The 23426-nt window shown below is 49.2% G+C and carries 24 protein-coding genes and 1 tRNA gene; 12 read left to right on the forward strand and 13 right to left on the reverse strand.

Annotated features, from left to right (window positions below):
• Positions 1–3 precede the first annotated feature (3 nt).
• From ACPGUT_RS01945 to ACPGUT_RS01975, 7 genes are all read right to left on the reverse strand, one after another.
• A complete protein-coding gene (locus tag ACPGUT_RS01945; protein ID WP_423988560.1) occupies positions 4–3036 on the reverse strand; it encodes a type I restriction endonuclease subunit R in 3033 nt (1010 codons plus the stop codon).
• On the reverse strand, positions 3036–4271 hold the full coding sequence (locus ACPGUT_RS01950) for a restriction endonuclease subunit S (protein ID WP_423988561.1): 1236 nt from the start codon (positions 4269–4271) through the stop codon (positions 3036–3038). The genes ACPGUT_RS01945 and ACPGUT_RS01950 overlap by 1 nt, the downstream gene beginning before the upstream one ends.
• The gene (locus ACPGUT_RS01955; protein ID WP_423988562.1) at positions 4261–5748 is read right to left on the reverse strand and encodes a type I restriction-modification system subunit M; all 1488 of its coding nucleotides are present in this window, start codon (positions 5746–5748) and stop codon (positions 4261–4263) included. Before ACPGUT_RS01955 ends, ACPGUT_RS01950 begins: the two co-directional genes overlap by 11 nt.
• An 83-nt stretch (positions 5749–5831) precedes the next feature.
• Positions 5832–6245, reverse strand: a complete 414-nt coding sequence (locus tag ACPGUT_RS01960; RefSeq protein WP_423988563.1) for a hypothetical protein — start codon at positions 6243–6245, stop codon at positions 5832–5834.
• Between the two features lie 91 nt (positions 6246–6336).
• Positions 6337–6543 (reverse strand): hypothetical protein, encoded by a 207-nt coding sequence (locus ACPGUT_RS01965; protein WP_423988564.1) that lies wholly within the window; start codon positions 6541–6543, stop codon positions 6337–6339.
• A 5-nt stretch (positions 6544–6548) separates the two neighbouring features.
• On the reverse strand, positions 6549–7001 hold the full coding sequence (locus tag ACPGUT_RS01970; RefSeq protein ID WP_423988565.1) for a DUF6641 family protein: 453 nt from the start codon (positions 6999–7001) through the stop codon (positions 6549–6551).
• Positions 7002–7210: 209 nt separating this feature from the next.
• Positions 7211–8167, reverse strand: coding sequence for a hypothetical protein (locus tag ACPGUT_RS01975; RefSeq protein WP_423988566.1), 957 nt, complete (start codon positions 8165–8167; stop codon positions 7211–7213).
• Between the two features lie 158 nt (positions 8168–8325).
• Here ACPGUT_RS01975 and ACPGUT_RS01980 point away from each other — a divergent pair, with 158 nt between their 5' ends.
• The 3 genes from ACPGUT_RS01980 (at position 8326) to ACPGUT_RS01990 (ending at position 10297) form a co-directional block, all read left to right on the forward strand.
• Entirely contained in the window at positions 8326–9075 is a 750-nt protein-coding gene (locus tag ACPGUT_RS01980; protein ID WP_423988567.1) for a hypothetical protein, read from the forward strand.
• Positions 9065–9676: an AAA family ATPase gene (locus tag ACPGUT_RS01985; RefSeq protein ID WP_423988568.1), complete on the forward strand. Its 612-nt coding sequence runs from the start codon at positions 9065–9067 to the stop codon at positions 9674–9676. Before ACPGUT_RS01980 ends, ACPGUT_RS01985 begins: the two co-directional genes overlap by 11 nt.
• 90 nt (positions 9677–9766) lie before the next feature.
• The gene (locus tag ACPGUT_RS01990; protein WP_423988569.1) at positions 9767–10297 is read left to right on the forward strand and encodes a hypothetical protein; all 531 of its coding nucleotides are present in this window, start codon (positions 9767–9769) and stop codon (positions 10295–10297) included.
• Between the two features lie 188 nt (positions 10298–10485).
• Here the strand turns inward: ACPGUT_RS01990 and ACPGUT_RS01995 are convergent, their stop codons facing one another.
• Positions 10486–10698, reverse strand: coding sequence for a hypothetical protein (locus ACPGUT_RS01995; protein ID WP_423988570.1), 213 nt, complete (start codon positions 10696–10698; stop codon positions 10486–10488).
• A 199-nt stretch (positions 10699–10897) separates the two neighbouring features.
• Positions 10898–11458 (reverse strand): tyrosine-type recombinase/integrase, encoded by a 561-nt coding sequence (locus ACPGUT_RS02000; protein WP_423988571.1) that lies wholly within the window; start codon positions 11456–11458, stop codon positions 10898–10900.
• 1030 nt (positions 11459–12488) lie between these two features.
• On the opposite strand from ACPGUT_RS02000, the gene ACPGUT_RS02005 reads away from it, so the two are divergent.
• The 3 genes from ACPGUT_RS02005 to ACPGUT_RS02015 all read left to right on the forward strand — a co-directional run bounded on the left by ACPGUT_RS02005 (position 12489) and on the right by ACPGUT_RS02015 (position 14125).
• Positions 12489–12854, forward strand: a complete 366-nt coding sequence (locus ACPGUT_RS02005) for a hypothetical protein (RefSeq protein WP_423988572.1) — start codon at positions 12489–12491, stop codon at positions 12852–12854.
• Between the two features lie 69 nt (positions 12855–12923).
• Positions 12924–13391 carry a hypothetical protein gene (locus tag ACPGUT_RS02010; protein ID WP_423988573.1) on the forward strand — a complete coding sequence of 156 codons (468 nt, stop codon included), beginning with the start codon at positions 12924–12926 and terminating at the stop codon, positions 13389–13391.
• Between the two features lie 5 nt (positions 13392–13396).
• Positions 13397–14125 carry a hypothetical protein gene (locus tag ACPGUT_RS02015; protein ID WP_423988574.1) on the forward strand — a complete coding sequence of 243 codons (729 nt, stop codon included), beginning with the start codon at positions 13397–13399 and terminating at the stop codon, positions 14123–14125.
• A gap of 135 nt (positions 14126–14260) precedes the next feature.
• On the opposite strand, the gene ACPGUT_RS02020 is transcribed toward ACPGUT_RS02015, so the two are convergent.
• Entirely contained in the window at positions 14261–14500 is a 240-nt protein-coding gene (locus ACPGUT_RS02020; protein WP_423988575.1) for a hypothetical protein, read from the reverse strand.
• Positions 14501–14645: 145 nt separating this feature from the next.
• Between ACPGUT_RS02020 and ACPGUT_RS02025 the strand changes: the two genes are divergently transcribed.
• Complete coding sequence (locus ACPGUT_RS02025) at positions 14646–14987, forward strand: helix-turn-helix domain-containing protein (RefSeq protein WP_423988576.1); 342 nt, start codon at positions 14646–14648, stop codon at positions 14985–14987.
• 23 nt (positions 14988–15010) lie between these two features.
• On the opposite strand, the gene ACPGUT_RS02030 is transcribed toward ACPGUT_RS02025, so the two are convergent.
• Positions 15011–16276, reverse strand: coding sequence for a tyrosine-type recombinase/integrase (locus tag ACPGUT_RS02030; protein ID WP_423988577.1), 1266 nt, complete (start codon positions 16274–16276; stop codon positions 15011–15013).
• A gap of 200 nt (positions 16277–16476) precedes the next feature.
• A tRNA-Thr gene (locus ACPGUT_RS02035) sits at positions 16477–16551 on the reverse strand.
• Positions 16552–16649: 98 nt separating this feature from the next.
• Here ACPGUT_RS02035 and ACPGUT_RS02040 point away from each other — a divergent pair.
• The 4 genes from ACPGUT_RS02040 to ACPGUT_RS02055 are packed head-to-tail and all read left to right on the forward strand — an operon-like array spanning position 16650 to position 19079.
• Positions 16650–16832: a hypothetical protein gene (locus ACPGUT_RS02040; protein ID WP_423988578.1), complete on the forward strand. Its 183-nt coding sequence runs from the start codon at positions 16650–16652 to the stop codon at positions 16830–16832.
• Between the two features lie 27 nt (positions 16833–16859).
• Positions 16860–18128 (forward strand): UDP-N-acetylglucosamine 1-carboxyvinyltransferase, encoded by a 1269-nt coding sequence (murA, locus tag ACPGUT_RS02045; protein ID WP_423988579.1) that lies wholly within the window; start codon positions 16860–16862, stop codon positions 18126–18128.
• Entirely contained in the window at positions 18128–18601 is a 474-nt protein-coding gene (locus ACPGUT_RS02050) for a DUF2948 family protein (protein ID WP_423988580.1), read from the forward strand. The genes murA and ACPGUT_RS02050 overlap by 1 nt, the downstream gene beginning before the upstream one ends.
• A gap of 58 nt (positions 18602–18659) precedes the next feature.
• On the forward strand, positions 18660–19079 hold the full coding sequence (locus ACPGUT_RS02055) for an N-acetyltransferase family protein (protein WP_423988581.1): 420 nt from the start codon (positions 18660–18662) through the stop codon (positions 19077–19079).
• 71 nt (positions 19080–19150) lie between these two features.
• On the opposite strand, the gene carB is transcribed toward ACPGUT_RS02055, so the two are convergent.
• Positions 19151–22486 (reverse strand): carbamoyl-phosphate synthase large subunit, encoded by a 3336-nt coding sequence (gene carB, locus ACPGUT_RS02060; protein WP_423988582.1) that lies wholly within the window; start codon positions 22484–22486, stop codon positions 19151–19153.
• Between the two features lie 203 nt (positions 22487–22689).
• Between carB and ACPGUT_RS02065 the strand changes: the two genes are divergently transcribed.
• On the forward strand, positions 22690–23379 hold the full coding sequence (locus tag ACPGUT_RS02065) for a CPBP family intramembrane glutamic endopeptidase (protein WP_423988583.1): 690 nt from the start codon (positions 22690–22692) through the stop codon (positions 23377–23379).
• Positions 23380–23426 lie beyond the last annotated feature (47 nt).

Genomic DNA, 23426 nt, shown 5'->3' on the forward strand with positions numbered 1-23426 from the left:
AACTCACCCATCATTGCCCCCAGTGAAGAATTTGATGGCGACATCTTCGACTTGGTTGGGCATTTCGGTGAGATTAGGAAACCCAGCAGCATGTGCCGTTTTGCGAACCAACTGGCGCAGCTGCTTGCGCACTTCTTCTTTGGTTTGCCATCCGACGGGTGCGGTTGCTGTGTCCGTATAGAGGACTTCGATCACACGAGCTAAATCAGAACATGTCTCAGACGTAAATTTAGCGTCACTCAGAGCTTCCAGCGCTTTTTGCACAGCATAGGCACCCTCGCTTAATCCACTACCCTCATGCGCTGTGGCTTCTGCCTCCAAGTCTTTGGCGTATTGTTCGGCGGCATTGAGTTTTTCTGACCAGCTTAACTGAGCATCATCCATCTTTTGGATTAACTCCCGCAAACGGTCACTGAACTTCGCGTATTGATGGTAGTTCTCCGCCAGCTTGGCTTCTGTTGTTTTCCGCAATTCTGTTGTTTTACGGATCGCAGCAGTGGCAAGTTCTTCGTCAGATTTGCCCTCTTGCTCGAAATCATCCCAAAACTCGTCGTCAACGATACTCCGCAGTTTTACGACAGTGGTGATACCCGTTGCTTGAAGATGATCCTCAAGCATTTCGCGTATTTTTTCGCTATAGTCAGTCTGACCAAGAGCTTCCTTCTTCTCAAAAACTTGACGACCATAGACAAGGAAACCAGCTGTCCATTTCATATCATAGGACATGTCCAAAACGGATGGATCAGGTGAAAGCGCCTCATAAAGCGAAATGAACGCTTTTGCGATATTTTGAAAACCGATCCATTGGTCTTCGGTGTCCAGCAGCTGAACCAGTGCATCATATTCTGCTTTAAGATCACGCCCATTGCGCTTTACGTCTTTGATAGCTTTCAAAACCGCAGCATGTGCGGCTTTCAATTCGTTACGCAGGTCATCTAAGTCAGTGAGTGCATTATCAACATCTTCGTTGCGATAGCTGCTAAGGGCTTCGTCCAGTTTTTTACTGATACCGATGTAGTCAACGATCAAACCACATTTCTTCTTTGCATCCGAAACACGATTTGTACGCGCAATGGCTTGCAGAAGTGAGTGTTCCTTCAGCGGTTTGTCCAAGTACATGACACTTTCCGCTGGAGCGTCAAAACCAGTGAGTAGCTTGTCACAGACAATCAAGAACTGCGGGTTTTCACCACGTTTGGAAAAAGCCCGTTTGACCTCTTTCTCCGCATCCCTGTCCAAATACCAACGTTGCAGGTCTTTGCGGACACCTGCGTCATAGATGTCTTCAGTTGGCTTATCGTCTTCCTGTGATTTTGAGAATACGCAAGCTGTCATAGCATCAGCTTCTGCCTTTGCTTCATCTGCATCCATGCCTTGCTTGCGAAGGAACTTGGTGATTTCTGCGTCCAAAGCGCGTTTGTAAAGGATGATACTTTCTCTGTCATAGGCAACAATCTGTGCTTTGAAACCATCAGGATTGGCGTATGCACGGAAGTGGTTCCATAGATCAAAGGCGATCAATTCGATGCGCTGCGGATGCTTCACCAAATCTGCAACTTGGACACCGCGCTTTTTGACCTTCGCCAGTTCCTCCTCGTTCAAGTGGCTAAACCAAGTGTCAAACATCATGTCCAACTTGGTTTCATCGATATGCCAGTCTGTTTTGCGTCCCGTGTAGTAGATGGGAACAGTTGCACCATCACGCACAGCGTCATCGATGCCATATTTGTCCAAATAACGTTCATCACCGACGCTGAAATTGCTGTAGGTATCACGGTCCGTCTTTTTGACAGGCGTACCAGTGAACCCAAAGAACACGGCATCAGGCAAGGTTGCCCGAAGATAGGCACCCAAGTCCTTTTCCTGTGTGCGGTGACATTCATCCACCATCACAATCCAGTTGCCAGAATTGGCCAGTGGCTTCTTTGATCCTTCAAACTTGTAGATCGTGCTTAGCAGGGTCTTGCCATCCACACCTGCATCCAGTTCCGCGCGTAGCTTTTGAATGCTGCTGACACGGGTTGGATTTGCCAAACCACAGGCTTGGAACGTGGCTGAGATTTGATCGTCCAAATCAATACGATCCGTCAAAACCATTAGGTTCGGATTGGCCAAACGTGGGTTATCAACGGTGAGATGGTTTTTCAGCTTCAACGCAGCAAACACCATTGTCAGTGACTTACCGCTTCCTTGTGTGTGCCACACCAAACCTTTGTTGTGTTCGCCATCAACAACACGGTCCACCATTTTGTTCACAGCACGGTATTGCTGATAGCGGCACATCTTTTTGATGGTTTTCCCGCTTTCTGCATCGGTCTCAAAAACGATGAAGTGGGCAATGAAATCCAACAATCGGCTGGGTTCCAGCAGGCACCACAGTCCCTTTTCCAACTCATTGGCAAAAGGTTCGGAACGGGGCCATTCATCACGCCAATAGCCATAAAACTTCGATGGTGCACCTGTAGCTCCGTAAAGAATGGAAACACCATCGGTGACAATGTTGAACGCATTGGTGGCAAACAAACGCGGGATATCACGCTCATATTGTTTGATCTGATCGAACGCTTCGCCGTTTTTGTCTTTGCCAGACAGGGGTGATTTCGCCTCAATCACCACCAACGGGATACCGTTCACATAGACAACCACGTCTGGAATGCGAGATTTCTCCGCCTTCACGTAAAGCTGATGGGTAACTTGGTATCGGTTTTTACTGGGGTCTTTGAAATCAATGACGCGCAAGGTTTGCTGTGTGCGTTGTCCTTCAACGGTACGGGCAAAGGCACCGCGCAAAATAGAAAACCACTCTTCGTTGTCATCTTTGCTTTGCAACTCAGCAAAAGCAGCTTCGGCATCCGATTGCGAAATTCCGTTGAGCCGTTGCAACGCATCAACCAAGTGCGGTTTGAACAAAGTTAGATTGGGCGAGGCCCGCAAGTGTTCATGTTCCGCAGGTTCAACAAAACCATACCCCAGCGTTTGCAGGTATTGCAGCGTTGGTTTTTCCGCCAGTTTCCATTCCGCACCCTTGCCCTTCATCACGTCACCCGCTTTCTGCCAGTGAGAAGATCAGACATTAGACCTTGTTTGAGGCGTTTGGTTTGGGACAGGAGGGCACGTTTGACGCTGATATCTTCATCAATACTATCAAGCGCATTCACAACACGCTGCTGCTCCACCTTAGGCGGAATGATCAAAGGTAAATCGGAAATAATATTAGTATTCAAGTTGAGCATTGTTTGTCCTACTGCATTCGTTTCTAGCCATTCAATACTGCTCGGCATTGTCAGTATCTTAGCTAGAAACTGCGGATCAACCTGTTCCAAGTTTGGACGGCAACGAAGGCAACCTGTGCCACATATCGCCTGCTCTTCTTGACCATCAAACATTGAGATTTTCGAAAGATCGCCACGCCTTGCGAACAACAGATCACCTGTCTTCAAAAAGTGCTTTGTTAACTGTTCGGCTTTGATCTCATCAATTTTAGAACATCGATCAAATTGGATTGTTCCGCCAATGATCTCCTTTGGCATCACAACCGAAATAGGGCCGTGTTCAACATATTCGCTGGCTTTTAGCTGGCTCCCAAATGGCCCAGTTTGCATCCCTTTCTTTGACGAAAGATTGCCGAGCAAACACAACTCCCACCCATCCGGCACTTCACCGTTGGCGATGGCATCGCTGCCCAATCCACCTGTCAGTAAATTCTCCATCACACCCAGTTTGACCCGTTCTGTTTGGGCAATCACCGCTTCCGTTACGCGGATGGTTTCATCAACAGAAGTAAGGATTTCCGCAATGCGTTGCTGTTCATCGAGTGGGGGAACAAGTAAAGGGAGCCCAAGCAATGCGCTTTGGGAAATTCCTTTGACAGTAGTACCTGTCGCTTGTGCTTCGACCAATGGTCGATTGCATTCCAGCCAAAAATTTAGAAAGTCTCGATCACAATTTTTGCTAACCTCAATCGCTTTGAGGTCTTGATTAATTGCAACATCTACTTCGAAAACTCTTGCAGAACCGACGGCCATTCGAGTTGCAACGATTAACGTTCCAGCTTTTACAACTTTCGCGCTTGAATGGGTTAGGCCCGCATCGGTTATGGTTTCTTGTGTCTGTGTTGGATGGAACTTGGTGAAATCTTTGACGCTCGCCCAAAATATCTCACCGTTCCAGAAATCAGCATTTTTTCTACTTGGCGTGCCTCCACCAAAGACCTTTGCAACACAGCTATTAAGAAGCCCGTTCACCCACCCATTCGGCACCTCATCCAACATAGCCAAGCTCCTTTAAGAACCCAGCCATTTTGGCTTCCGCTTTATCCCGTTCCTGTTGCAGCGTGGTCAGCTTTTCCAACTCCACAGGCACTTCGATGACTTCGGCTTCCGCTCCTAAACTCAGATAGCGCGTAATGTTCAAGTTGTGGTCATTGTTAGCAACATCTGACACCGCAACCACCTTTGCCAAACGATCCACATCCGCCCAATTTAGATAGGCATCGGTAAGGGCTTTAATATGGGGTTCACGCAGGAAGTTTTGTGCACGGCCTTCTTCAAACTGCTCTGCGCCATTGATTATCAGCACCTTGCCCTTTTTGTGGGCAGGCTTGGATTTGGACAACACGAGGATCGCAGCAGGAATGCCAGCGCCATAAAATAAGTTAGATGCTAGCCCAATGACGGCATCGACGATGTCATTTTCCAGCAGAGCCTTGCGAATTTCGCCTTCTTTGCCTGCACGGAACAAAACACCATGTGGAACAACCACAGCCATTTTACCTTTTTCTTTAAGGCTCGATAGCATGTGTTGGACAAAGGCCAGATCACCGTAAGATTTCGGCGGACATCCATAGGTGTCACGCGCAAACGGATCGCCAGTGGACCAAATAGAATGCCCCCATTCCTTTAACGAAAACGGTGGATTGGCGATAACACGATCAAAGGTGCGCACCGCTTTTGCAGCGTCACCAACCAAGTGTTTGGGATCGCGCAAGGTGTCACCGCGTTGGATATCTGCATCATCGATATCATGCAGAAACAGGTTCATCTGACAGATGGCCCAAGTGTTTAGGTTCTTCTCTTGCCCAAACAGGTTCAGTGTTCGTGCATCCTTGCCAGATTTTTCAACGGATTTATGGGCCTCAAGCAACATGCCACCACTGCCGCAGGTTGGATCATAGACGCTCATGCCTTCTTCGATTTGAAGACAGGCAACCATCAGTTCCACCACCTCTTTGGGTGTATAAAATTCACCTCCCTTTTTGCCGCTGTCATCGGCAAACTGCTTGATGAGATACTCATAGGCATTGCCAAGCATGTCGCCATCAACATCCACCTTGCGCAGACGATGGGTTTCAAAGTGCTGTAGCAGCTGCTCCAACATTGCATCGGTGAACCGCTGTTTGTTGTTGAAATCTACATCCTGAAACACGCCACGCAAACGTTCGTTCGCGTCCTCAATGGCATGAAACGCATTGTTGAGGTGTTCGCCAATGTTGGTCGTGTGTTTGCGAATGTCAGCCCAGTGGTGATCCTTTGGCAGATCAAAACGGTGTTCATCAGGATCAGCAGCTAATTCTGCATTGCCATAGGTTTCAAGCCGTTCTTCGTATTCTTCGTCCCAAACATCGGACAGGCGTTTGAAGAACAGTAGGCCAAAAATGTAGTGTTTATAGTCACCTGCATCGATGGAACCGCGCAAGATATTGGCTGCGCCCCAAAGATGGCTTTCCAGTTGTTCGAGTGTGATTGCCATGTGTTGCACCAATGCCTGAATAGATTAATTTTCCGAGCATTTAGCCAGAATTCAGAGGTTTTGTGAACCGCTAAGTGACTCAGTTAACTGCGCATTCTCGCACTCACCACGGCACTGTTGAGCTTGGTGTGTTGGTTGAGCGTTTCTTTGTTGACCCAAAACTGCCAATGCCATGGGCGACTGTGATTATCTTCGTTCATGCTTTGCCCGTTAATTTCGAACACAAAATCAGGGCGATTACCGCGATCTTCAAAGTTTGGTAGAGTTGAGATGTACCAACCCCGAACGGTGACCGTTTTCCGTAAGCCTTCTAGCCTATCCGTGGTTCGGACAGCTTCATACCAAGCATCACCATAGAAATCGATGCGAGACATGGTGCTTTGGTCAAGTTCGACGGTATTAAAATCATGCTCAAAAGCTGCTTTTGCGCGTTCACGTGGATCGCCATCGACTGTCATGTATTTTGAAGAATGCCTTTGAGATATGTATTTTTTCACGGCGCAATCACCCCTAGTCAGCTATTGAAAAATATGGGCTGCACTCGATGAACGCAGCCCATACAGGTCAACTTTACTGAGAAACGCTCACTTAGCCAGCTAACTCTTTTCTTTTGCTGCGTTCATGTGCTTCAACAAACAGCTGGGAAACCCGCGTATTGCCTTCGATCTTTTTCCAATGCTCCTCACGTTGCTTGGCCTTGGTGATATCACTGTCGGTGATCTGCTTCAGCAGTAGCATCCGCAACATTTGTTCAAATTCACTTGGGTCGCCATCGATAGAAAGTTCGATTTTCATTGGAGTTAGACCTTAGTTGGTTTGCCTGTGGTCTTCTTGGGCTTAACCTTGATCATCTGCGTAAGTTGATCGTCAAGTTCACCAGCGATTACAGCTGAACGCAGCTGTTGCAGGGTATCAACCAAGTTGGAAATCTCACCAACCTCCGCAGAATTCTTGTCCTCCAGCAAAGGCAATTCCTTGGACCCATCCCGCAAAGTGATCATCCATGCACCTGTGTGATGTTGCCACCACCATTTGCGCACAGCGCGTTTTTGGGTAACTTGTTCACGTTCGCCATCCTCCCCACGCACCCATTTTCGGACATCTTCGAGGAATTCTTCGTCTTTGAGTTCTGCTTCTGCTGCAAGAATTTGCAGGTCCAGTTTACGAATTAAGTTGAGCCGTTTCCGTGCAACTGGCGATACTGGTTGCCTGCGGGATGCCGATGATAGGGAAAGCTTAGAAAGATGTGTCATTGCATGATCTCCAATTGATGCATGCAAGGTTCGAATAATGCCATGTCAACCAAAGAGCGAGTGCACATGTGGCACTGTGATGAACCAAAACAACTGAACTGGAACTGTGGTGCCGATAGCACCTTGAACCCCAATGTTCGCAAACACTGTGGTGCAAGGTAACATGCAAAGAATCAATAAGACGCCGAAGTCATGGTTCGTGGGCTATTCTACAGTTGAGGCTCGATATTTCCCGCTCTTATTTGGTCCTTGATAAATCGCCAATCGAAGGACAAGTCATAGGGCCCTTCTATTAGTTGAAGCCGAGGTTTTCCTGTTGCGTCATCCGCCACCATCTTAGCTTTTTCATTCCTGACCCTGTCGTGCTTGGTCGCAACTGGGAATTCGCTCAATGCGGCCCATTCGGAGACGAACAACGCTTTGCGCAACAATTCACTAGCCTTTATTCCATTGATCCGCTCAGGTGGTTCATCACTGTCACTTTCGTCTTTGCGCTTGGTTTGAGGATATTCCTTGTCAATTCTCGCCCCCAACTGATGCAGCTTGAGATCGTCAAAGTACAATGCACGGGTGTAGACAGCGTAAAGAAACTTTTCCAGCGAGAGCGTGCGTACCTTGTTTTTTTGAAACTTGATCCTTGACCTACGGCGGATGGTTTCAGGCAGTTTTTGCAGTTCGTTACGGAGGAGTTCGACCATGTGTTCTTCGATCACTTCAGCATCACCGTTGACTGGAATGGCCATAATTACCGTGTCAGGGCTACCATTTGGTAGAAATTCATCGTGTTGGTAGCTTTGAAGCTGCTCATTAAAGGAACCCAATGTGCGCCAGTGATGTTCATCCATCTCCTCTGCCGATGGCAGAGACAAACCGTAGTATCGCGCAGCCACTTTGGGCTGGATATGATTGATGAAATCTAGCCAGTACTGGCCATGTTGGAACCACCACTGTTCGAAGCTCAAGCCCCAAACATCGCCAAACCGCTCAGCGGATTTAAGCAAACGGACATAGTCATGGCAGTCTGGCAAAGCAGCATCTTGGTAAACGTGTTCGTAGGCCATTCGGTACGTTGGGCTGACCTGTAGGAAGCGGAAAAACAGGAGGATTTTCTTGTTTAAGCCTTCAAATTTTCGGAACTCTGCACTTTTCATCATTAAGTTATGCATGATTACAATCAAAATGATAAGCCAAAAAAATTAACCTTGAGGCTTAGTATTACTTAACATACCCAGCAGCTAGTTTCTCCTTGTCAGCAACGACATGAGGTGCGGCACCACCGCCGCACTCAAACTCAACATCGGCAATGCCGAAGAAGGAACTAGAAATGGAAAATATCGTCAGCAGTGGCCAAGTGGCCTCCACAACAGCTCTTCTTATCAACGAGCGCGAAACTTGGGAGAAGACACTTTATAAGAAAAGCAATGATGCGCTTTACGATTTGCTTGCGAAAGCCTTCCATCTTTTCATGCAAGTCAAGGGAACCCGCCCACTAATTAAGGCACTGAACCAACAGCTTGATGCGCTCGAAATCTCATATAATAGCAAAACATCATTGGCAGTAAAAATCGCGAGACTTATTTTTGGGGACTGTGGAAGCCGCGTCTTTGCCTTCGCTTCCGTTTTCAATGAAGCGGATCGACAAAACATTGAACCCACGAAGCTTAAAAACTGGATCACATCCCAAAATGGGATCGAAAACATCCGTAAAAGCAACGGTGCAGCTACGCCAAGCGCCGCCAAATTAGCGGAGCAGGGTGCCGAATTCTGTAGCAGCATCGATGCTTTGTTTGCCATTGATAAGCGCCATCAAGATTTGGAGCCACATCCAGAAGCCGAAAATGAGTTCGCTGTTGCCTTGGTTCGTCCTGCTTCTGGCGGCACCTTTGAAGTTGTCTTCGGCTGCAACAAGAAAAGCGTCGTCAATACTGTGCTTAGTGAAGCAGGACGTTTGTATTCCGCAGAACAAAATTCCCAGAAAATTTTCGATGATGTGAAACAGACGCAGCATGCTGTCCAAGATGCTGTGCATGACGCAAATTCTGACACACAAGGAGCCGATGAAAATGAACTTTGAAGAATTTTGTCGCCCTCAAACATCGGCTGATCTGCATTTTGCAGATCAGTTGGTTGCCAGCCAATTCACAAATATTGCCACAGGAAAACTTGACAGTGGTGTCGTCTTAGTCGGTCCACCCGGTACAGGAAAATCAGCAGCTGCCAAAGTGTTGGCGGAACAGCGCAATCAACACGCAAACCCACTTTTCCAAGTGCCTTATGTGTTTGAGGGCAAGTTGTTGACGAGTTTTACTGAGATCGAAAACACTTTGAACGCATTGCTTGGAAGTGTTGCGGTCCCGTTTATCGTCATCAACGAATTTGATCAGATACCGTTGTCAACTTTGAACAGCTTGCAAGCGTTTTGGAATGTTCACTCCCATCATTGTGGGTTGGTTTTGACCACCAATAAACTGTCAGCAATCAGTGCAGCCATGCGCAGCAGATTGCTGGTGCTGGACGTTCAATGCCCACCGTCAAGTTGTTTGCTACCTGCGGCACAAGCATTTCTGAAAAGTCGTGGCAAATCGATACATGATGCGAAAGTACTCAATGTATTGGCAGCAGCTGGAAATGATATGCGAACCCGCATTTTTGCCATCGATCAACTGGCCATCTAGCACCACACAATTTCGTTAAATCACATAAATGCTGCTGCCAAATTCTTGGCGGCAGACAAAGAACCTTTGTCAATTGAAAGGAAAATCACAATGACAAATATCCCATATAAACATCGTTTTCTCTTGATATCGTCACAGCCAACGGCCCCATTAGACGCAGCAGCTGATGTAATTCTTTCACAATGCAACTGCGGACAAGCACTTATAAACGTGCCCGTCTTTGGAGATGTTTGTGCTGTTGAAATGCCCATGTACGTTGGAGCAGAGTTTGAGCTTCAAAACGTGTCATATATCATGCATTCTGCGGCGATTGTCGCCGTCGGCATATTTGATCCAGTTCAAAGAGCAAACAAGCTGTTTCAGAACGGCGCCGACCTATTGGTTTGTGAAATCCAAAAATGGTCTGAGCCAGATTCTTCGCAGACAATAATATATTTGAACAAGGACATGCCAAACACATCAGCCATTCCGGAAGTGAATGATAGACTCATCCAAGAACGCCTCAAAACGTTAGGCTCAGATTACGGTGCGCGTACATTGCGTGGATTTTGTGAAGCAGATTTTCCAATACATGCTTCGCTTCATCTACAGAGAATGTTGGCCATTGATCCACGTGTTTAGGAGTACCAAGCTAAATTCCAACGTTGACGCGTTGGCAAAATAGCGGCGATCATCCCGCATAGCTTGCCACTTTTGTCATCAACCAAGTTGGGGAATTTTCGATTTTCCAACTTGGTCGTTTTCTTCATTAGTATCGATCCACGCATTAACAAGGCCATTGGAATAACCAAGTTTTGGTACTGTGTTGTTCAGGAACCCTGATCTTGCATCTGTGAGATGAACTCATCCCAAGACATCTTGACACCATGCTTTCGGGTTGTTTTCCCTTGGCACCATATCAAGCCCGTCTTAGTCACATAGCAATCACCGCGGAGGTTTCCATCGGGGTCTCGAACCTCAAACTCGACGCCGTTTGTTTTTACACCCATTTCGACATTGAAATCTTTGATCTTCACTTTCATGTTTATCTCTCCCTATGGCTGAACCTCGTGCACCAGTATATGTACCACAGCCGAATTTAACTTCAATGCAGAACCATAAGAAACTGATGAAGACGGAACACTGGTCGAACTTGTATGTCGCAACCCAATGTTAGCAAACACTGTGTTGGCAAAGGGATTGGTGACGGAAGCACTTGGGAACGGACCCTTCGAGGTTCGGCTACAGCAGCTGAACGGCTTCTGCCTTCATCTGGTCTGTGACTTCGATATAGCGTTGCGTGGTGCTCAACTGCTTATGACCTGCCAGTTCCATGATGGTTTTACTGGTCACACCTTTCTTCGCCAGTTCCGTAATGAACCAACGGCGACCAGAATGTGAGGACGCATCTTTGAAGCCCACACCTGCATAAATCCGCGCAAACACTTGCGCCAATGAATTTGCTGAAAAGTGCCCACCTCGTTGTGATCGGATTATTGGACCACAGGCTGTTTTGGTCAACTTGGTTGCCGCCACCAGTTCCGCCATTAACTTTGCATTTATATGCACGAGCCGTGCTTCGTTGGATTTGGTATCAGCAGCAGCCAGATAGAACTGACTTCGGATGTCGCCGTTCGCATCCAGCAACTGCTCCCATGTTAAGGATGCGATTTCACCAACACGCAGACCCGCATAATGGGAAAGCAGTACCGCCAACCTATTGCGCTGCGCGTACTTGGTGCCGTTGCAGTAGATGAGAACCCGCTTGATCTCTGCCTGTGTTAGAACCCGTGCCTGCTTCATGAAGTCCTCCAAAATATAATAAAAACAACGCCTTGATTGCTTTTAGTGATAAGTCCTTTCAGCAAGTGCTGCGACCACTTTATGATTGCCAAGGAATTCAATGGGATAGGCCCACTTATCATGTTCTGTGTAATATGTGATAAGTCACTGGTGCTGATATAAATGCGCGATCCACGCAAAACGGAGAACGCCAACAAGAGCAATGCCAGTTCCTTTGAACAGCACCACATTGGTATCTGCTAGCGCACATACCTGCAAAATCTTCTGTTCACTGCCTATCATCGCCTTGCTCTTCTGGCGCTTCACTTCGATTTAACGTCTTCGACATCAATCCAGTTCGGTTAATCCCTAACCAGTGATTTCAGCGGTTATCTAACTGGCGACTTAGGCGCAGCTGAAAGCGAAGCACGATACTCAGTCAGATGAGAGCTTTTTCTCCCCCCCATTGATCAACGACAATCAATGCAGGAGGGAGATGACAAATTGATATTCAGTCGAGTGTATCGCTTTTTCCATAAGGAATGTGCACTTCTGCTTGGGCGACGGTATCCCGTACTCCGCCCTCATTCCCGTCATCCATATACGGTTAGGATCGCTATTTGATCCAGCTGCTTGCCCATGCATATGGAACGACATCAGCAAGCATCATGGGCCAAGCAATTTCCAACTCACCCATGATCAGATTTCTCGTCATAAAAATCCTGCACGAACCCCAATGACGGTGACCCTTTTGCACATCACATGCTTGGCAGTCCAATTGCTGGGATATCCTCGCTACAGGGCCCAACGCAGCTACGTTCCAATCGACTAAGGGTGTCTCATAGTGACGGTCTTTGTCCCGCCCCCGTTTAAAATCCAAATCCCTCTATGTGTGCCGCACAATGTGCAACAAAACTATTTATCCAAGTAGTCCTTGAGCAGGCACCAATTAAAAGCTCAGGCAGGACAGGTTTCTGATGGATGGACCAAACCACATAAATACATGTGCAGCGCATCAGCAGCTGCGTTTGAACCATAACGGAGCCACAAAATGCGATACAACGAAATCAACCAAACCCAACTGCTACAAGACGCCTTCCACTGTTACCGACGCAACAATCTGGTAATCTCTCAACGTGCGTTTTCACGCCGCATATTGGGACAAGCACCCAGCTATTACTCCAGCATGGTCACCCGCAATCGCAAACCATCACGTGCAGCGCTGCAAACGCTGTTGAACGTCACAAAGACGATATTGGCCACGTTCTTGGGCAATCCGCATTTTGGGAAGCCATATGCGATGAACCTAAACCACGCATATGAAGAACTTGAAGGAATAGTTGAACAGGTTTCCGTGCAGTTGGATATTGGTTGTGTCGTCGAAACGGTAACGAGTCAAGTAAAGCGTGTTGAGTGACCTTGATGTAACCGTTGACACCAAAATGCTATCCAGTGAAAATGGGGCCACAAAACCAACGGGTGCACCATGCTTTCAACTGATTTCGAATACAGTGATTATAGCAAATCTTTGATCATTGATGGGCAAGATATCGATATTGAGATATTCCGTGAAAATGGGACTTTTGCATGGCATCTTGAAATGCAAATTGACGGAAAATCTGTTGAATGGCCGAACGTGTTTATCGCTGACAAGGCTGCTTATGATGCCGCAGTTGTCCATCTCAGAGAACGCGGTCTAAACCCCGATATGTTTGCAGATGATGACGATTATCCCATTGTGGACAGTCCACTTTGCCAAAAACTTCTGGTTGAAGGCCATCCGTTTGAGATCAGCATCTACCGTGGCGTGGATGAACCAGACTGGATTTTGGAAATCACCAACCCCAAGGGAACATCATTTATTCCAGAGGAACGGTTCAAAACGGACCAAGATGCACTTGGTGCAGCACTTGCAGACTTTGAAAACGAACCAATCGAAGAATTCCTCGGTTAAACCGCATGTACGATACTCTTGCAGTCCCAAGTGATGATCCTTTGCTGGAAGGCTCACCATTGGTTCGTGCATTGGATTTTCTTGCAGCAAAGTTTGTGGAGAACCCCAAAGGCATACAAATGACAAAAACGATGGCTTTTCGTCGTGATTTGATTGCCGAAGCGATTTTGAAAATCCAGTGGCCCGATTGGACCGAACAAGAAATCTACAACGGCTACATGCCAATCAAAGCTGCAGATGAATATCATTTCGAACCCTTTTGGGAACTCCACTACCTGTTGCTAAGAATGAAAGTGGTGCGCCATTACAAGGGTAAGCTTGTTCTGACCAAACTTGGCAAATCCGTGTTTGAAGATCGTTTTCGACGGTTTGATGCTGCGGCCCATGCACTGCTATTTGATGACCCCCATTATGCAGAAATGCGCTATGGGAGAAACCTCGTGGGCAATTGGAATATTTGGTTGAATGTTTTGGATGTCGAAGCACAACATGGAACAACAGGTCAAAATATTACCGAAGTCCTTTATGGGAAAGAAGACGAACCCAATGAATTCGATCCGCGCACTAGTGCCCTTTATTATGGTGTGATCAAGCCGCTGATGTGGTGCGGAATGCTGGAGGAACATATAGATAACGGACGTAAATTGGTTGATCGCGTGTATACTAAAACACCACTTTGGAAGCGGTATTTCCAGCTTGATCCTAAAAAACCAATGCTGCGCGTGGTTCACTGATCAGCTTAAGCTCACTCAACCAAGTTGGAAAATCAAAAAAGAAGGCTCCAAGCTGTACGTCAGTTTGAAGCCTTCAGTTAATGCAATATGCAGCTGGTGTCACAGGGATGTTCGTCAACGGCACAAAGCAAAGTCTTAGCGTCCGTCACAATCCCCATAAGCGGGATCACCCGTATATGGGTCACCTTCTTCGGTATCCCCATTGGTTTCACCACGTTCACCAACGGCTTGACCAAATCCATCTGGGCTAACCGCAGGATCAGGGCTTTTGGCTTCTTCTACGACATCCACACACGGGGAAGTTTTTTCGGCGGTATCAGCCATCAATGCGACACCAAACAAACCAAACAGGGCAACCAAAGCGATGAGTTTCATAAGTAGCTCCAACAAAAGGGTGAGCCTAATTGACGTAAAACATCATGCTTTACACAGAATATCGGCTTTTAAATTCGTTATTTGTACTTATTAGCGAATTCTCACTTCATGGGCAAGAGCTTTACTCGCCTTTATAAGCCGATGTATGAGTAATCAACTGAAACGAAACATCGGGTTGCGCGTGAAAGCTGCAAGAACCCAAAAGGGTCTAACCCAACCGCAGTTGGCGGAAGCCATCGACAAGGCGTTCGAGACGATTTCCAACCTCGAACGCGGAAAAACTGCGCCCAATTTTTCGACGCTGGCTGATATCGCCAATGTGCTGGGGTTGCCCATGCGGGAGTTCTTCGATGTGGATGATGCTGACATCAGCGATGCCCGACAGCGATTGCTAATGCAGGTAAACTCGATGATCTCCGATATGGATGATCGACAACTGAGCCTACTGTTGAAGTTGGGCAATGTATTGATGGAGGATGAAGGCTAAAACTTATAGAGTTCAAGCCATTCTTACCACTCGTGATCGCCCCTAAATATTGCAGCATGGTCCTCTGCAATGACTTTTGAATAGTGTTTCTCAAGCATGCCAACAGATGTGCGCATGTTGGTGGAAAGCTTCATGTAATCCACATTAGGGTCCTGTAGCGCCCAAGTCGCGTATGAATGTCGGAAGGAGTAACTGGAAAACTTCTTACCATTGCTATCAGTCCGTAAGTTGCAAGCATCAAGCAGGGCATTCAATGATTTGTTGAACGTGGTCATGCGCCCACCTTGGATGTTGCAAAATACAGGTGTTTCGGAAGTTGGTTCAGTTTTAAATCGCCAGATGTATGTTTTTCGAATGTTATCCAAGGTTGAATAAGCAGTACCCTTCGGAACAATCCGGCTAGCCTCAATAGCTTTGCCATAGGCCAGGATTATGATCTTACGATCCTCGGGTTTTTGCGATCTGGCAGCATCCATGCCCTCAATATGTTTCCAATTCAGGTTCAACAGCTCTATCGGACGCATTCCTGTTTCTACCGCCAATGTAATGAAGTGGTGAAGCATGCCACGTGCATAGAGAATTTCTGGTCGCCCTTGTGCATCTGCTAATCGCTGCAAGCTGCATTCATACAATGTTGCGTACTGTTCTTTTGTAAATGCGGGCTGTTTATTTGACTTGGGCTTTGGGATGTCTTGTGTTGGAACATCACTTGGCTTTAGCAAACCCTTGCCCACCGCATGTTTAAAAACACCCCGTAGATAGGCATCCTCCCTACGTAAAGACGCGTTTTTAGGTTCTTCGTGCTTGGCTTTTGAGTGAACGGTTTTTCCACCACGTTCATAAGGTTCGTAATCTTGATTAGCACCGGGACCAGTTGTCCAATATACTCGCCGCCACTGAGTATATGCGGCAAGCTTTGAATGCGTGATGGCGGTGATGGCCATGGTTTTGAAGAATGGGGAAAAGTACCGTTTAACAACCGCATCAGTACGTTTGGCAGCTTCAAACTTACTGGGATTACGTTCGGCTATCAAATACAACGTTTTCACATAGTCCGCAGCAACGGAGCGGAACGAACCATTTGCTGCTAAGATGCCATGCCGTGCTTGGAAAGCAGCATCCTGATATTTTTCAGCAGCTAGTGCTAACGCTTCATCATCATCCGATGTGCCCAGCGCATATTTAATTTGTGGAAAGCCTGTGATGGAAAATCGCATATTCCAGCGGTTCGAATTTTTCGGCTTAAAAAACCGATATGGCAGGTCAGTTCTATCTCGCAGATCAGTCATATAGCTCGCACCGTTTTTTTACATAGGTGGTGGTCTGCGCTAGGACTACGCTAAAAGTGCAATTTTCAAAATCATAAGTGCTTGAAATCATTGAATCCAAATCCACTGCGCTAACACTAAGCTAGCATAATGCGCTACAAATCAAAGAGCAACACTGGGGCTGATTTTGTGGTATTTGTTAATAATTTCAGTGAGTTGTATGGTGCTGTGAGGGAGGATTGAACTCCCGACCTCGTCATTACCAATGACGCGCTCTACCACTGAGCTACCACAGCATCGGAACTTTCGTTCGTTGGCGGCTGAGTAGACTTAATTTTCGCCCAGTGCAAGCGCAAACTGGACGGTTTTTTCACACTGAGATACATAGTTCCCCATGACACATGAGACAGATACCGCGCAGAGCGGGAAAAAAAAGAAAAAAACTGCTGTGGCAGAGCGTGAACAACGTTTAAAAGCAGCATTGAAATCAAATATGGGACGCCGCAAAGCGCAGGCACGTGCGCGTATTTCGTCTGAAGACGACGGCGGCGACCAGACAAACGAACAGAAAGACTGATGTTTTTCAGAACAGGTGGGCAGTGAAATGGATTCGATAATTGTAAAAGGTGGCAACGCTCTTTCTGGGGAAATCCCGATTGCGGGGGCGAAAAATGCCTGCCTGACTTTGATGCCAGCGACGCTTCTCAGCGAAGAACCGCTGACATTGACCAATGCGCCACGTCTTTCTGACATTAAGACCATGACAGAGCTGCTGGAATCTCTCGGTGCTGAAGTCACCTCTATGCAGGACGGTCAGGTTCAGGCGATGTCGTGCCACGGGGCGATCAATCACGTTGCTGAATATGATATTGTGCGCAAAATGCGTGCGTCTAACCTTGTGCTGGGTCCGCTTCTGGCGCGCGAAGGTCAAGCTGTTGTGTCTCTGCCTGGTGGTTGTGCGATTGGCGCACGCCCGATGGATATTCACACGAATGGTCTGGAAGCGATGGGCGCAACCATTGAGCTGAAAGACGGTTATCTGCACGCCAAAGCCCCATTGGGTGGGTTGAAAGGCGCTGTGATTGATTTCCCGTTTGCCTCTGTTGGTGCAACCGAAAATATCATGATGGCTGCGACCCTCGCTAAGGGCACGACAGTTATCAACAATGCGGCTCGTGAACCTGAAATCGTTGATCTTGCGGATTGCCTTCGCAAGATGGGCGCACAGATTGAGGGTGACGGCAGTTCATCGATCACCATTCAGGGCGTGGATCGCTTGCATGGCGCAACACACCCGGTGGTGACCGACCGTATCGAACTTGGCACATACATGCTGGCACCGGTGATCGCCGGTGGTGAGGTGGAACTTCTGGGGGGGCGTATCAGCCTGATCGAAGCTTTCTGCGAAAAACTGGATGCCGCAGGGGTTGCCGTTACTGAAACGGAACGGGGCCTGAAGGTTGCACGTAAAAATGGTCGGCTGTCCGCCGTGAATGTAACGACCGAACCATTCCCAGGCTTTCCAACCGATTTACAGGCCCAGATGATGGCGCTGTTATGCACGGCTGAAGGCACCTCTGTGTTGGAAGAAAAGATCTTTGAAAACCGCTTTATGCATGCGCCCGAACTTATCCGTATGGGTGCAAATATTGAAGTAAACGGCGGCACGGCAACTGTACATGGCGTTGATCGCCTGAAGGGCGCACCGGTGATGGCAACGGATCTGCGGGCATCTGTTTCCCTGATCCTTGCTGGGCTTGCGGCTGAAGGCGAAACCACTGTCAGCCGCGTGTATCATCTTGATCGCGGATATGAACAGGTGGTGCGCAAGTTCTCTGGCGTTGGTGCGCAGATCGAAAGGATCAAAGAATAATGACGGACGCAAAATTTGAAGATGGCGCGGAACAACCGCTGCGCCTGATGGCAGCGGATATGGATGATCTGCAGGTCATGTCTGCGCTGACGCAGGATGCGGTCTTTCCAGGCAATGAAATGTCGTTCCGCAAATCTGAACGCCGTTTTGCCCTGCTTCTAAACCGCTTCCGTTGGGAAGACAAAACCGCAGCGGAACGGCGTGGACGTGATTTCGAACGCGTACAGTCGGTTTTGTTCGTTGATGATGTTCTGGGCGTTCAGACACAAGGTGTGTCCCGCGACGAAGAGACGGTCTATTCTTTGATGTCTATGGCTTTTGAAGCGGGAGAAGACGGGATGGGGCGCTTGATCCTGACCTTATCCGGTGATGGTGCAATTGCGTTGAACGTCGAAGCGCTGAATGTGTCGCTGAAAGATGTGACGCGCCCCTATGTTGCCCCGTCAAAACAAGCGCCTGGTCACGATGACTGATTTTGTGGTCCGCAGATTTGATGCTGCGGATCATGCTTTGTGGCGGGATGTCAGACGTTTGGCGCTGCTTGACGCACCCGAACAATTTGATGAGTCTCTTTCAACGTTTGATCAAAAATCAGAACAAACGTTGAAAAAGTTTCTGAACAGCAACATTGTTTATGCTGCTCTGGCGGACGGAGCACCCGTTGCAATTGCCGCCAGTCACTCTGTCTCTGCCGCGCGAGAAAGTGATTTTGTCCGTATTTTTAGCGTTTGGGTGCAATCTGATTTTCGTGGACAGGGGCTTGCTGAAAAATTGATGCTGCACTGCATTCCGGAAAATACCTGCGCGGAACTTCTGGTGCGTGCGGATAATCACCCCGCCATCGCTGCGTACCGACGGATGAGGTTTGTCCCTGCATCGGTACCTGATGATGCGAAGTGTTTTTGCGCCACGGACAATGCGCCGGGCCTGTATATGAAGCTGAACCCGTAGAAAAATCGAAAGCTGGATTATAAAAAAACGCCCCGATTGGGGCGTTTTGTGTTTCAGGTTTTGTTTCAAGCTTACCCTTGCAGCGCACGGACACCCAGTGCGTCTTCGCGCATGGCTTTGATCGCCTGCGCTGCCGCGTGAGAGCCTGCTGCGGTGGTGAAATATGGGATCTTGTCATAGAGCGCCACGGCGCGGATTTCGCGGCTGTCAGAGACCGCTTGGTTGCCCTCTGTGGTGTTCATAACCAATTGAATTTCGACGTTTTTCAACATGTCGACGATGTTCGGGCGGCCCTCATAGACCTTATTCACGGTGGCGCATTCGACGCCTTGTTCAGACAGCCAAGTGGCGGTGCCACTGGTGCCAACCAAGGCAAACCCAAGGTCCGACAGGATGCGCGCGCAATCAATCATCAGCGCGGTTTTATCGGCGTCTTTGATCGAAATAAACGCGCGGCCGTCTGACGGGAGATCCATGCCAGCGCCCATTTGCGCCTTGAGGAAGGCCCGTGGGAAAGAGCGATCCCAGCCCATGACTTCGCCGGTGGAACGCATTTCTGGGCCAAGCAAAGTGTCGACGCCAGGGAAACGTGCGAAGGGCAGGACCGCTTCTTTCACGGAATACCAAGGCATGTCTTCCGGGTCGGCAAGGCGCATTTGGTCGCCCATGGGTTCCGGGTCGCCCTTGGCCGCGTCTTTGGGGTAAGGCGGGCGTTTGGGGAAGTTCGACAGGGGTTCACCGGCCATGATGCGCGCGGCGATGGCGGCAATGGCGCTGTCGGTGGATTTGGCGACGAAGGGCACGGTGCGCGATGCACGTGGGTTGACCTCGATCAGGTAGATCACGTCGTCTTTCACCGCGAATTGCACGTTCATCAGACCCTTGACGTTGAGGGCGAGGGCAAGGGCAACGGTTTGGCGTTTGATCTCGGTGATGATGTGTTTGTCGAGGTTGTAAGGCGGCAGCGAGCACGCCGAGTCACCCGAGTGAACGCCAGCTTCTTCGATGTGTTGCATGATGCCAGCCACATGGACATCGGTGCCGTCACAAAGTGCGTCAACGTCAAGTTCAACGGCGCCCGCAAGGTAGCTGTCGAGCAGAACCGGGCTGTCGCCGGACACAACCACGGCCTCAGCAATGTAGCGTTCCAGCTGCGGCATGTCGCGTACGATTTCCATGGCGCGGCCACCAAGAACGTAAGACGGGCGGATCACCAAGGGGAAGCCGACGTCTTTGGCGGTTTCAAGCGCTTCTGCGTCGGTGGAGGCGATGCCGTTATGCGGTTGCTTCAGGTCGAGAGAGTTCACAAGTGCTTGGAAACGTTCACGATCTTCTGCAAGGTCAATCGCGTCGGGGGATGTGCCAAGGATTGGGATGCCAGCGGCCTCTAGGTCGTTCGCCAGCTTCAGTGGTGTTTGGCCGCCGAATTGAACGATGACGCCGTGAAGCGTGCCGTTTTCCTGTTCCACACGCAGGATTTCCATGACGTGTTCGAAAGTCAGGGGTTCGAAATACAGACGGTCTGATGTGTCATAATCTGTGGAAACCGTTTCCGGGTTACAGTTGATCATGATGGTCTCATAACCCTGTTTTGTCAGGGAATAACAGGCATGACAGCAGCAGTAATCGAATTCGATCCCTTGGCCGATCCGGTTTGGGCCACCGCCAAGAATGACGACTTTTTTGGCCTCACTTGGGCGGGCTTCGCATTCGACGTCACCAAAGGCCGGGGCCTCATAAGTGGAATACATATATGGGGTTTGTGCTTCGAATTCGGCGGCGCATGTATCAATGCGCTTGAAGCTTGCGGTGACGTTTTTCAACACGCGGGCTTTTCGCACGGCGGCTTCAGTGGAACCTGCGAGTTTCGCAAGGCGGGCATCGGTGAAACCAAGCATTTTGAGGTCACGCAGGCCTGCTTCATCCGCAGGCAAGCCGTTGGCAATTACGCCTGCTTCGGCTTCAATAATCTCACGGATACGGGCGAGGAACCAAGGATCAAAGCTTGTGGTTGCTTGGATTTCGTCGTTGGTCAGACCTTCGCGCATGGCCTGGGCAATAGTGCGCAGACGATCCGGTGTTTGCTTGCTGATCGCTTTGATCACGGCGGATTTTTCGGGCGCGCCTTCGATTTCGACTTCGTCAAAACCGGTTAGGCCGGATTCCATGGATGCCAGCGCTTTTTGCAGGCTTTCATGGATGGTGCGGCCGATGGCCATGGTTTCACCCACGGATTTCATCGCAGTTGTCAGGTAGGGTTCGGAACCCGCGAATTTCTCAAATGCGAATTTCGGGATCTTGGTGACAACATAGTCGATTGTGGGCTCGAACGACGCCGGTGTGACGCGGGTGATGTCATTATCAAGTTCATCCAGCGTGTAGCCAACCGCCAGTTTCGCAGCGATCTTGGCAATCGGGAAACCGGTCGCTTTGGACGCCAAAGCAGAGGAGCGCGACACGCGTGGGTTCATCTCGATCACGATCATGCGGCCGTCTTTGGGGTTCACGGCCCATTGCACGTTGGACCCACCGGTTTCGACGCCGATTTCGCGCAGCACGTTGATGGATGCGGTGCGCATCATTTGGTATTCTTTGTCGGTCAGGGTCAGGGCCGGGGCCACAGTGATGGAATCACCTGTGTGCACGCCCATTGGGTCGACGTTTTCAATCGCACAAACGATGATGGCGTTGTCGGCTTTGTCGCGCACAACTTCCATCTCGTATTCTTTCCAACCCAGAAGGCTTTCATCAACGAGGATCTGGTTCACGGGCGACGCATCCATACCGGTGCGGCAGAAATGGATGTAGTCTTCACGATTATAGGCAACACCACCGCCGGTGCCACCAAGGGTAAAGGCGGGGCGGATGATGGCGGGCAGGCCGATTTCCTCTAGGTCGTTCAAAGCGATCTGAACACCGGCATCAAGGTCAGCTTCGCCGTTTTCCAACTTCGGGGCGGTGACGATGGTTGCGCGCGGGTTTTCAAGGCCAAGACGATCCATGGCTTCGCGGAACAGCTTGCGATCCTCGGCCATTTCAATGGCTTCGCGGTTTGCACCAATCATTTGAACGCCGAATTTTTCCAGAACACCCATTTCTTCGAGTGCCAAAGACGTGTTCAAGCCGGTCTGACCGCCCATGGTGGGCAGCAGCGCGTCGGGGCGTTCTTTTTCGATGATCTTGGCGACCATTTCCGGGGTGATCGGTTCGATATAGGTGGCGTCGGCAAGTTCCGGGTCGGTCATGATCGTCGCCGGGTTCGAGTTCACAAGGATGACACGATAGCCTTCTTCACGAAGCGCCTTACAGGCCTGGGCACCGGAGTAGTCGAACTCGCAGGCCTGACCAATAACAATAGGGCCGGCCCCGATGATCATGATGGATGAAATATCGTCGCGCTTTGGCATGGTAGACCCCCGGAGAAACAAATTGTCGTGGTGTATAGATATCATGGGGAAAGGTTCAAGGGGGATTCGTTTGTCATCGGGATGAATCTGGGGATTTCCCGTGATTTCACATGTTGTTTTTTAACGCCGGGGGCTTATCTATTCTGAAAACCAGCCGCCCGCTTGATTGCCTTTCGTGCGCGCCTATTTGGAGTTGCGAGAAGATGTCTGCAATCGGCCAGGAAAAATTCGGCATGGAAGACCACAATTGCGCCCGACAAAAGCGATGGCTGTTGGTTGAATTTCTGCTGTTGTTTGTTGTCGTGCCAGTGGGGGTTGCCGTTTGGTTGCCGCCAACGCGGATGTTTGCGGCCCTTGCAGTGTTTATGGTGCTGGGTTTGATTTTATTGTGGCGCACGCCGGGGTTTTCTTGGCGGATTATGTTTCAAGGCTGGTCAAAGATGCAGTTTTGGCCGGTGGTCGGGATCGCTTTGGCGGTGGCTGGGGCAAGTTATGCAATCTTGATGCGCACGGCGCCGGATCGGTTGTTTGCGATGTTGATGTATCGCCCGGACGTGATGTTGGTGATCGCGGTGTTTTACCCGCTGGTGTCTGCTTTGCCGCAGGAGCTGATCTTTCGGGTGCTGTTTTTCCGGCGTTATAAACCGGTGATTCCATCTGGCGTGGGGGCGGTTTGGCTGAATGCGGCTTTGTTTTCACTGGCGCATTTGATGTATTGGAGCTGGGTCGTCGCGGTGATGACATTTGTTGGCGGATTGATCTTTGCCTGGGCCTATAAAACCCGCGAAAGCCTGCCCTTGGCGATTGTTTTGCATTCGGTTGCGGGGGTGGTTTTGTTTGCCTTTGGCATGGGGATTTATTTCTATTCCGGCGCTGTGGTGCGGCCGTTTTAAACAGAAAACCCCGCAGAATTTCTCCTGCGGGGCTGTTTGACAAAGGT

Origin of the sequence: Halocynthiibacter sp., from assembly GCF_049608145.1 — a bacterium.
GTDB lineage: Bacteria > Pseudomonadota > Alphaproteobacteria > Rhodobacterales > Rhodobacteraceae > Halocynthiibacter.

Excerpts from the sequence above, each read along its gene's own strand:
- ACPGUT_RS01965 (WP_423988564.1), bottom strand. The coding sequence starts at position 6,543 with ATGAAAATCGAACTTTCTATCGATGGCGACCCAAGTGAATTTGAACAA.
- ACPGUT_RS01975 (WP_423988566.1), bottom strand. The coding sequence starts at position 8,167 with ATGCATAACTTAATGATGAAAAGTGCAGAGTTCCGAAAATTTGAAGGC.
- ACPGUT_RS01970 (WP_423988565.1), bottom strand. The coding sequence starts at position 7,001 with ATGACACATCTTTCTAAGCTTTCCCTATCATCGGCATCCCGCAGGCAA.
- ACPGUT_RS01945 (WP_423988560.1), bottom strand. The coding sequence starts at position 3,036 with ATGAAGGGCAAGGGTGCGGAATGGAAACTGGCGGAAAAACCAACGCTG.
- ACPGUT_RS02030 (WP_423988577.1), bottom strand. The coding sequence starts at position 16,276 with ATGACTGATCTGCGAGATAGAACTGACCTGCCATATCGGTTTTTTAAG.
- ACPGUT_RS02015 (WP_423988574.1), top strand. The coding sequence starts at position 13,397 with ATGTACGATACTCTTGCAGTCCCAAGTGATGATCCTTTGCTGGAAGGC.
- ACPGUT_RS01955 (WP_423988562.1), bottom strand. The coding sequence starts at position 5,748 with ATGGCAATCACACTCGAACAACTGGAAAGCCATCTTTGGGGCGCAGCC.
- ACPGUT_RS02010 (WP_423988573.1), top strand. The coding sequence starts at position 12,924 with ATGCTTTCAACTGATTTCGAATACAGTGATTATAGCAAATCTTTGATC.
- ACPGUT_RS02050 (WP_423988580.1), top strand. The coding sequence starts at position 18,128 with ATGACGGACGCAAAATTTGAAGATGGCGCGGAACAACCGCTGCGCCTG.
- ACPGUT_RS01990 (WP_423988569.1), top strand. The coding sequence starts at position 9,767 with ATGACAAATATCCCATATAAACATCGTTTTCTCTTGATATCGTCACAG.
- ACPGUT_RS01950 (WP_423988561.1), bottom strand. The coding sequence starts at position 4,271 with ATGTTGGATGAGGTGCCGAATGGGTGGGTGAACGGGCTTCTTAATAGC.
- ACPGUT_RS02005 (WP_423988572.1), top strand. The coding sequence starts at position 12,489 with ATGCGATACAACGAAATCAACCAAACCCAACTGCTACAAGACGCCTTC.
- ACPGUT_RS01980 (WP_423988567.1), top strand. The coding sequence starts at position 8,326 with ATGGAAAATATCGTCAGCAGTGGCCAAGTGGCCTCCACAACAGCTCTT.
- ACPGUT_RS02025 (WP_423988576.1), top strand. The coding sequence starts at position 14,646 with ATGAGTAATCAACTGAAACGAAACATCGGGTTGCGCGTGAAAGCTGCA.
- ACPGUT_RS02000 (WP_423988571.1), bottom strand. The coding sequence starts at position 11,458 with ATGAAGCAGGCACGGGTTCTAACACAGGCAGAGATCAAGCGGGTTCTC.
- murA (WP_423988579.1), top strand. The coding sequence starts at position 16,860 with ATGGATTCGATAATTGTAAAAGGTGGCAACGCTCTTTCTGGGGAAATC.
- ACPGUT_RS01985 (WP_423988568.1), top strand. The coding sequence starts at position 9,065 with ATGAACTTTGAAGAATTTTGTCGCCCTCAAACATCGGCTGATCTGCAT.
- ACPGUT_RS02020 (WP_423988575.1), bottom strand. The coding sequence starts at position 14,500 with ATGAAACTCATCGCTTTGGTTGCCCTGTTTGGTTTGTTTGGTGTCGCA.
- ACPGUT_RS02040 (WP_423988578.1), top strand. The coding sequence starts at position 16,650 with ATGACACATGAGACAGATACCGCGCAGAGCGGGAAAAAAAAGAAAAAA.
- ACPGUT_RS01995 (WP_423988570.1), bottom strand. The coding sequence starts at position 10,698 with ATGAAAGTGAAGATCAAAGATTTCAATGTCGAAATGGGTGTAAAAACA.
- ACPGUT_RS02065 (WP_423988583.1), top strand. The coding sequence starts at position 22,690 with ATGTCTGCAATCGGCCAGGAAAAATTCGGCATGGAAGACCACAATTGC.
- carB (WP_423988582.1), bottom strand. The coding sequence starts at position 22,486 with ATGCCAAAGCGCGACGATATTTCATCCATCATGATCATCGGGGCCGGC.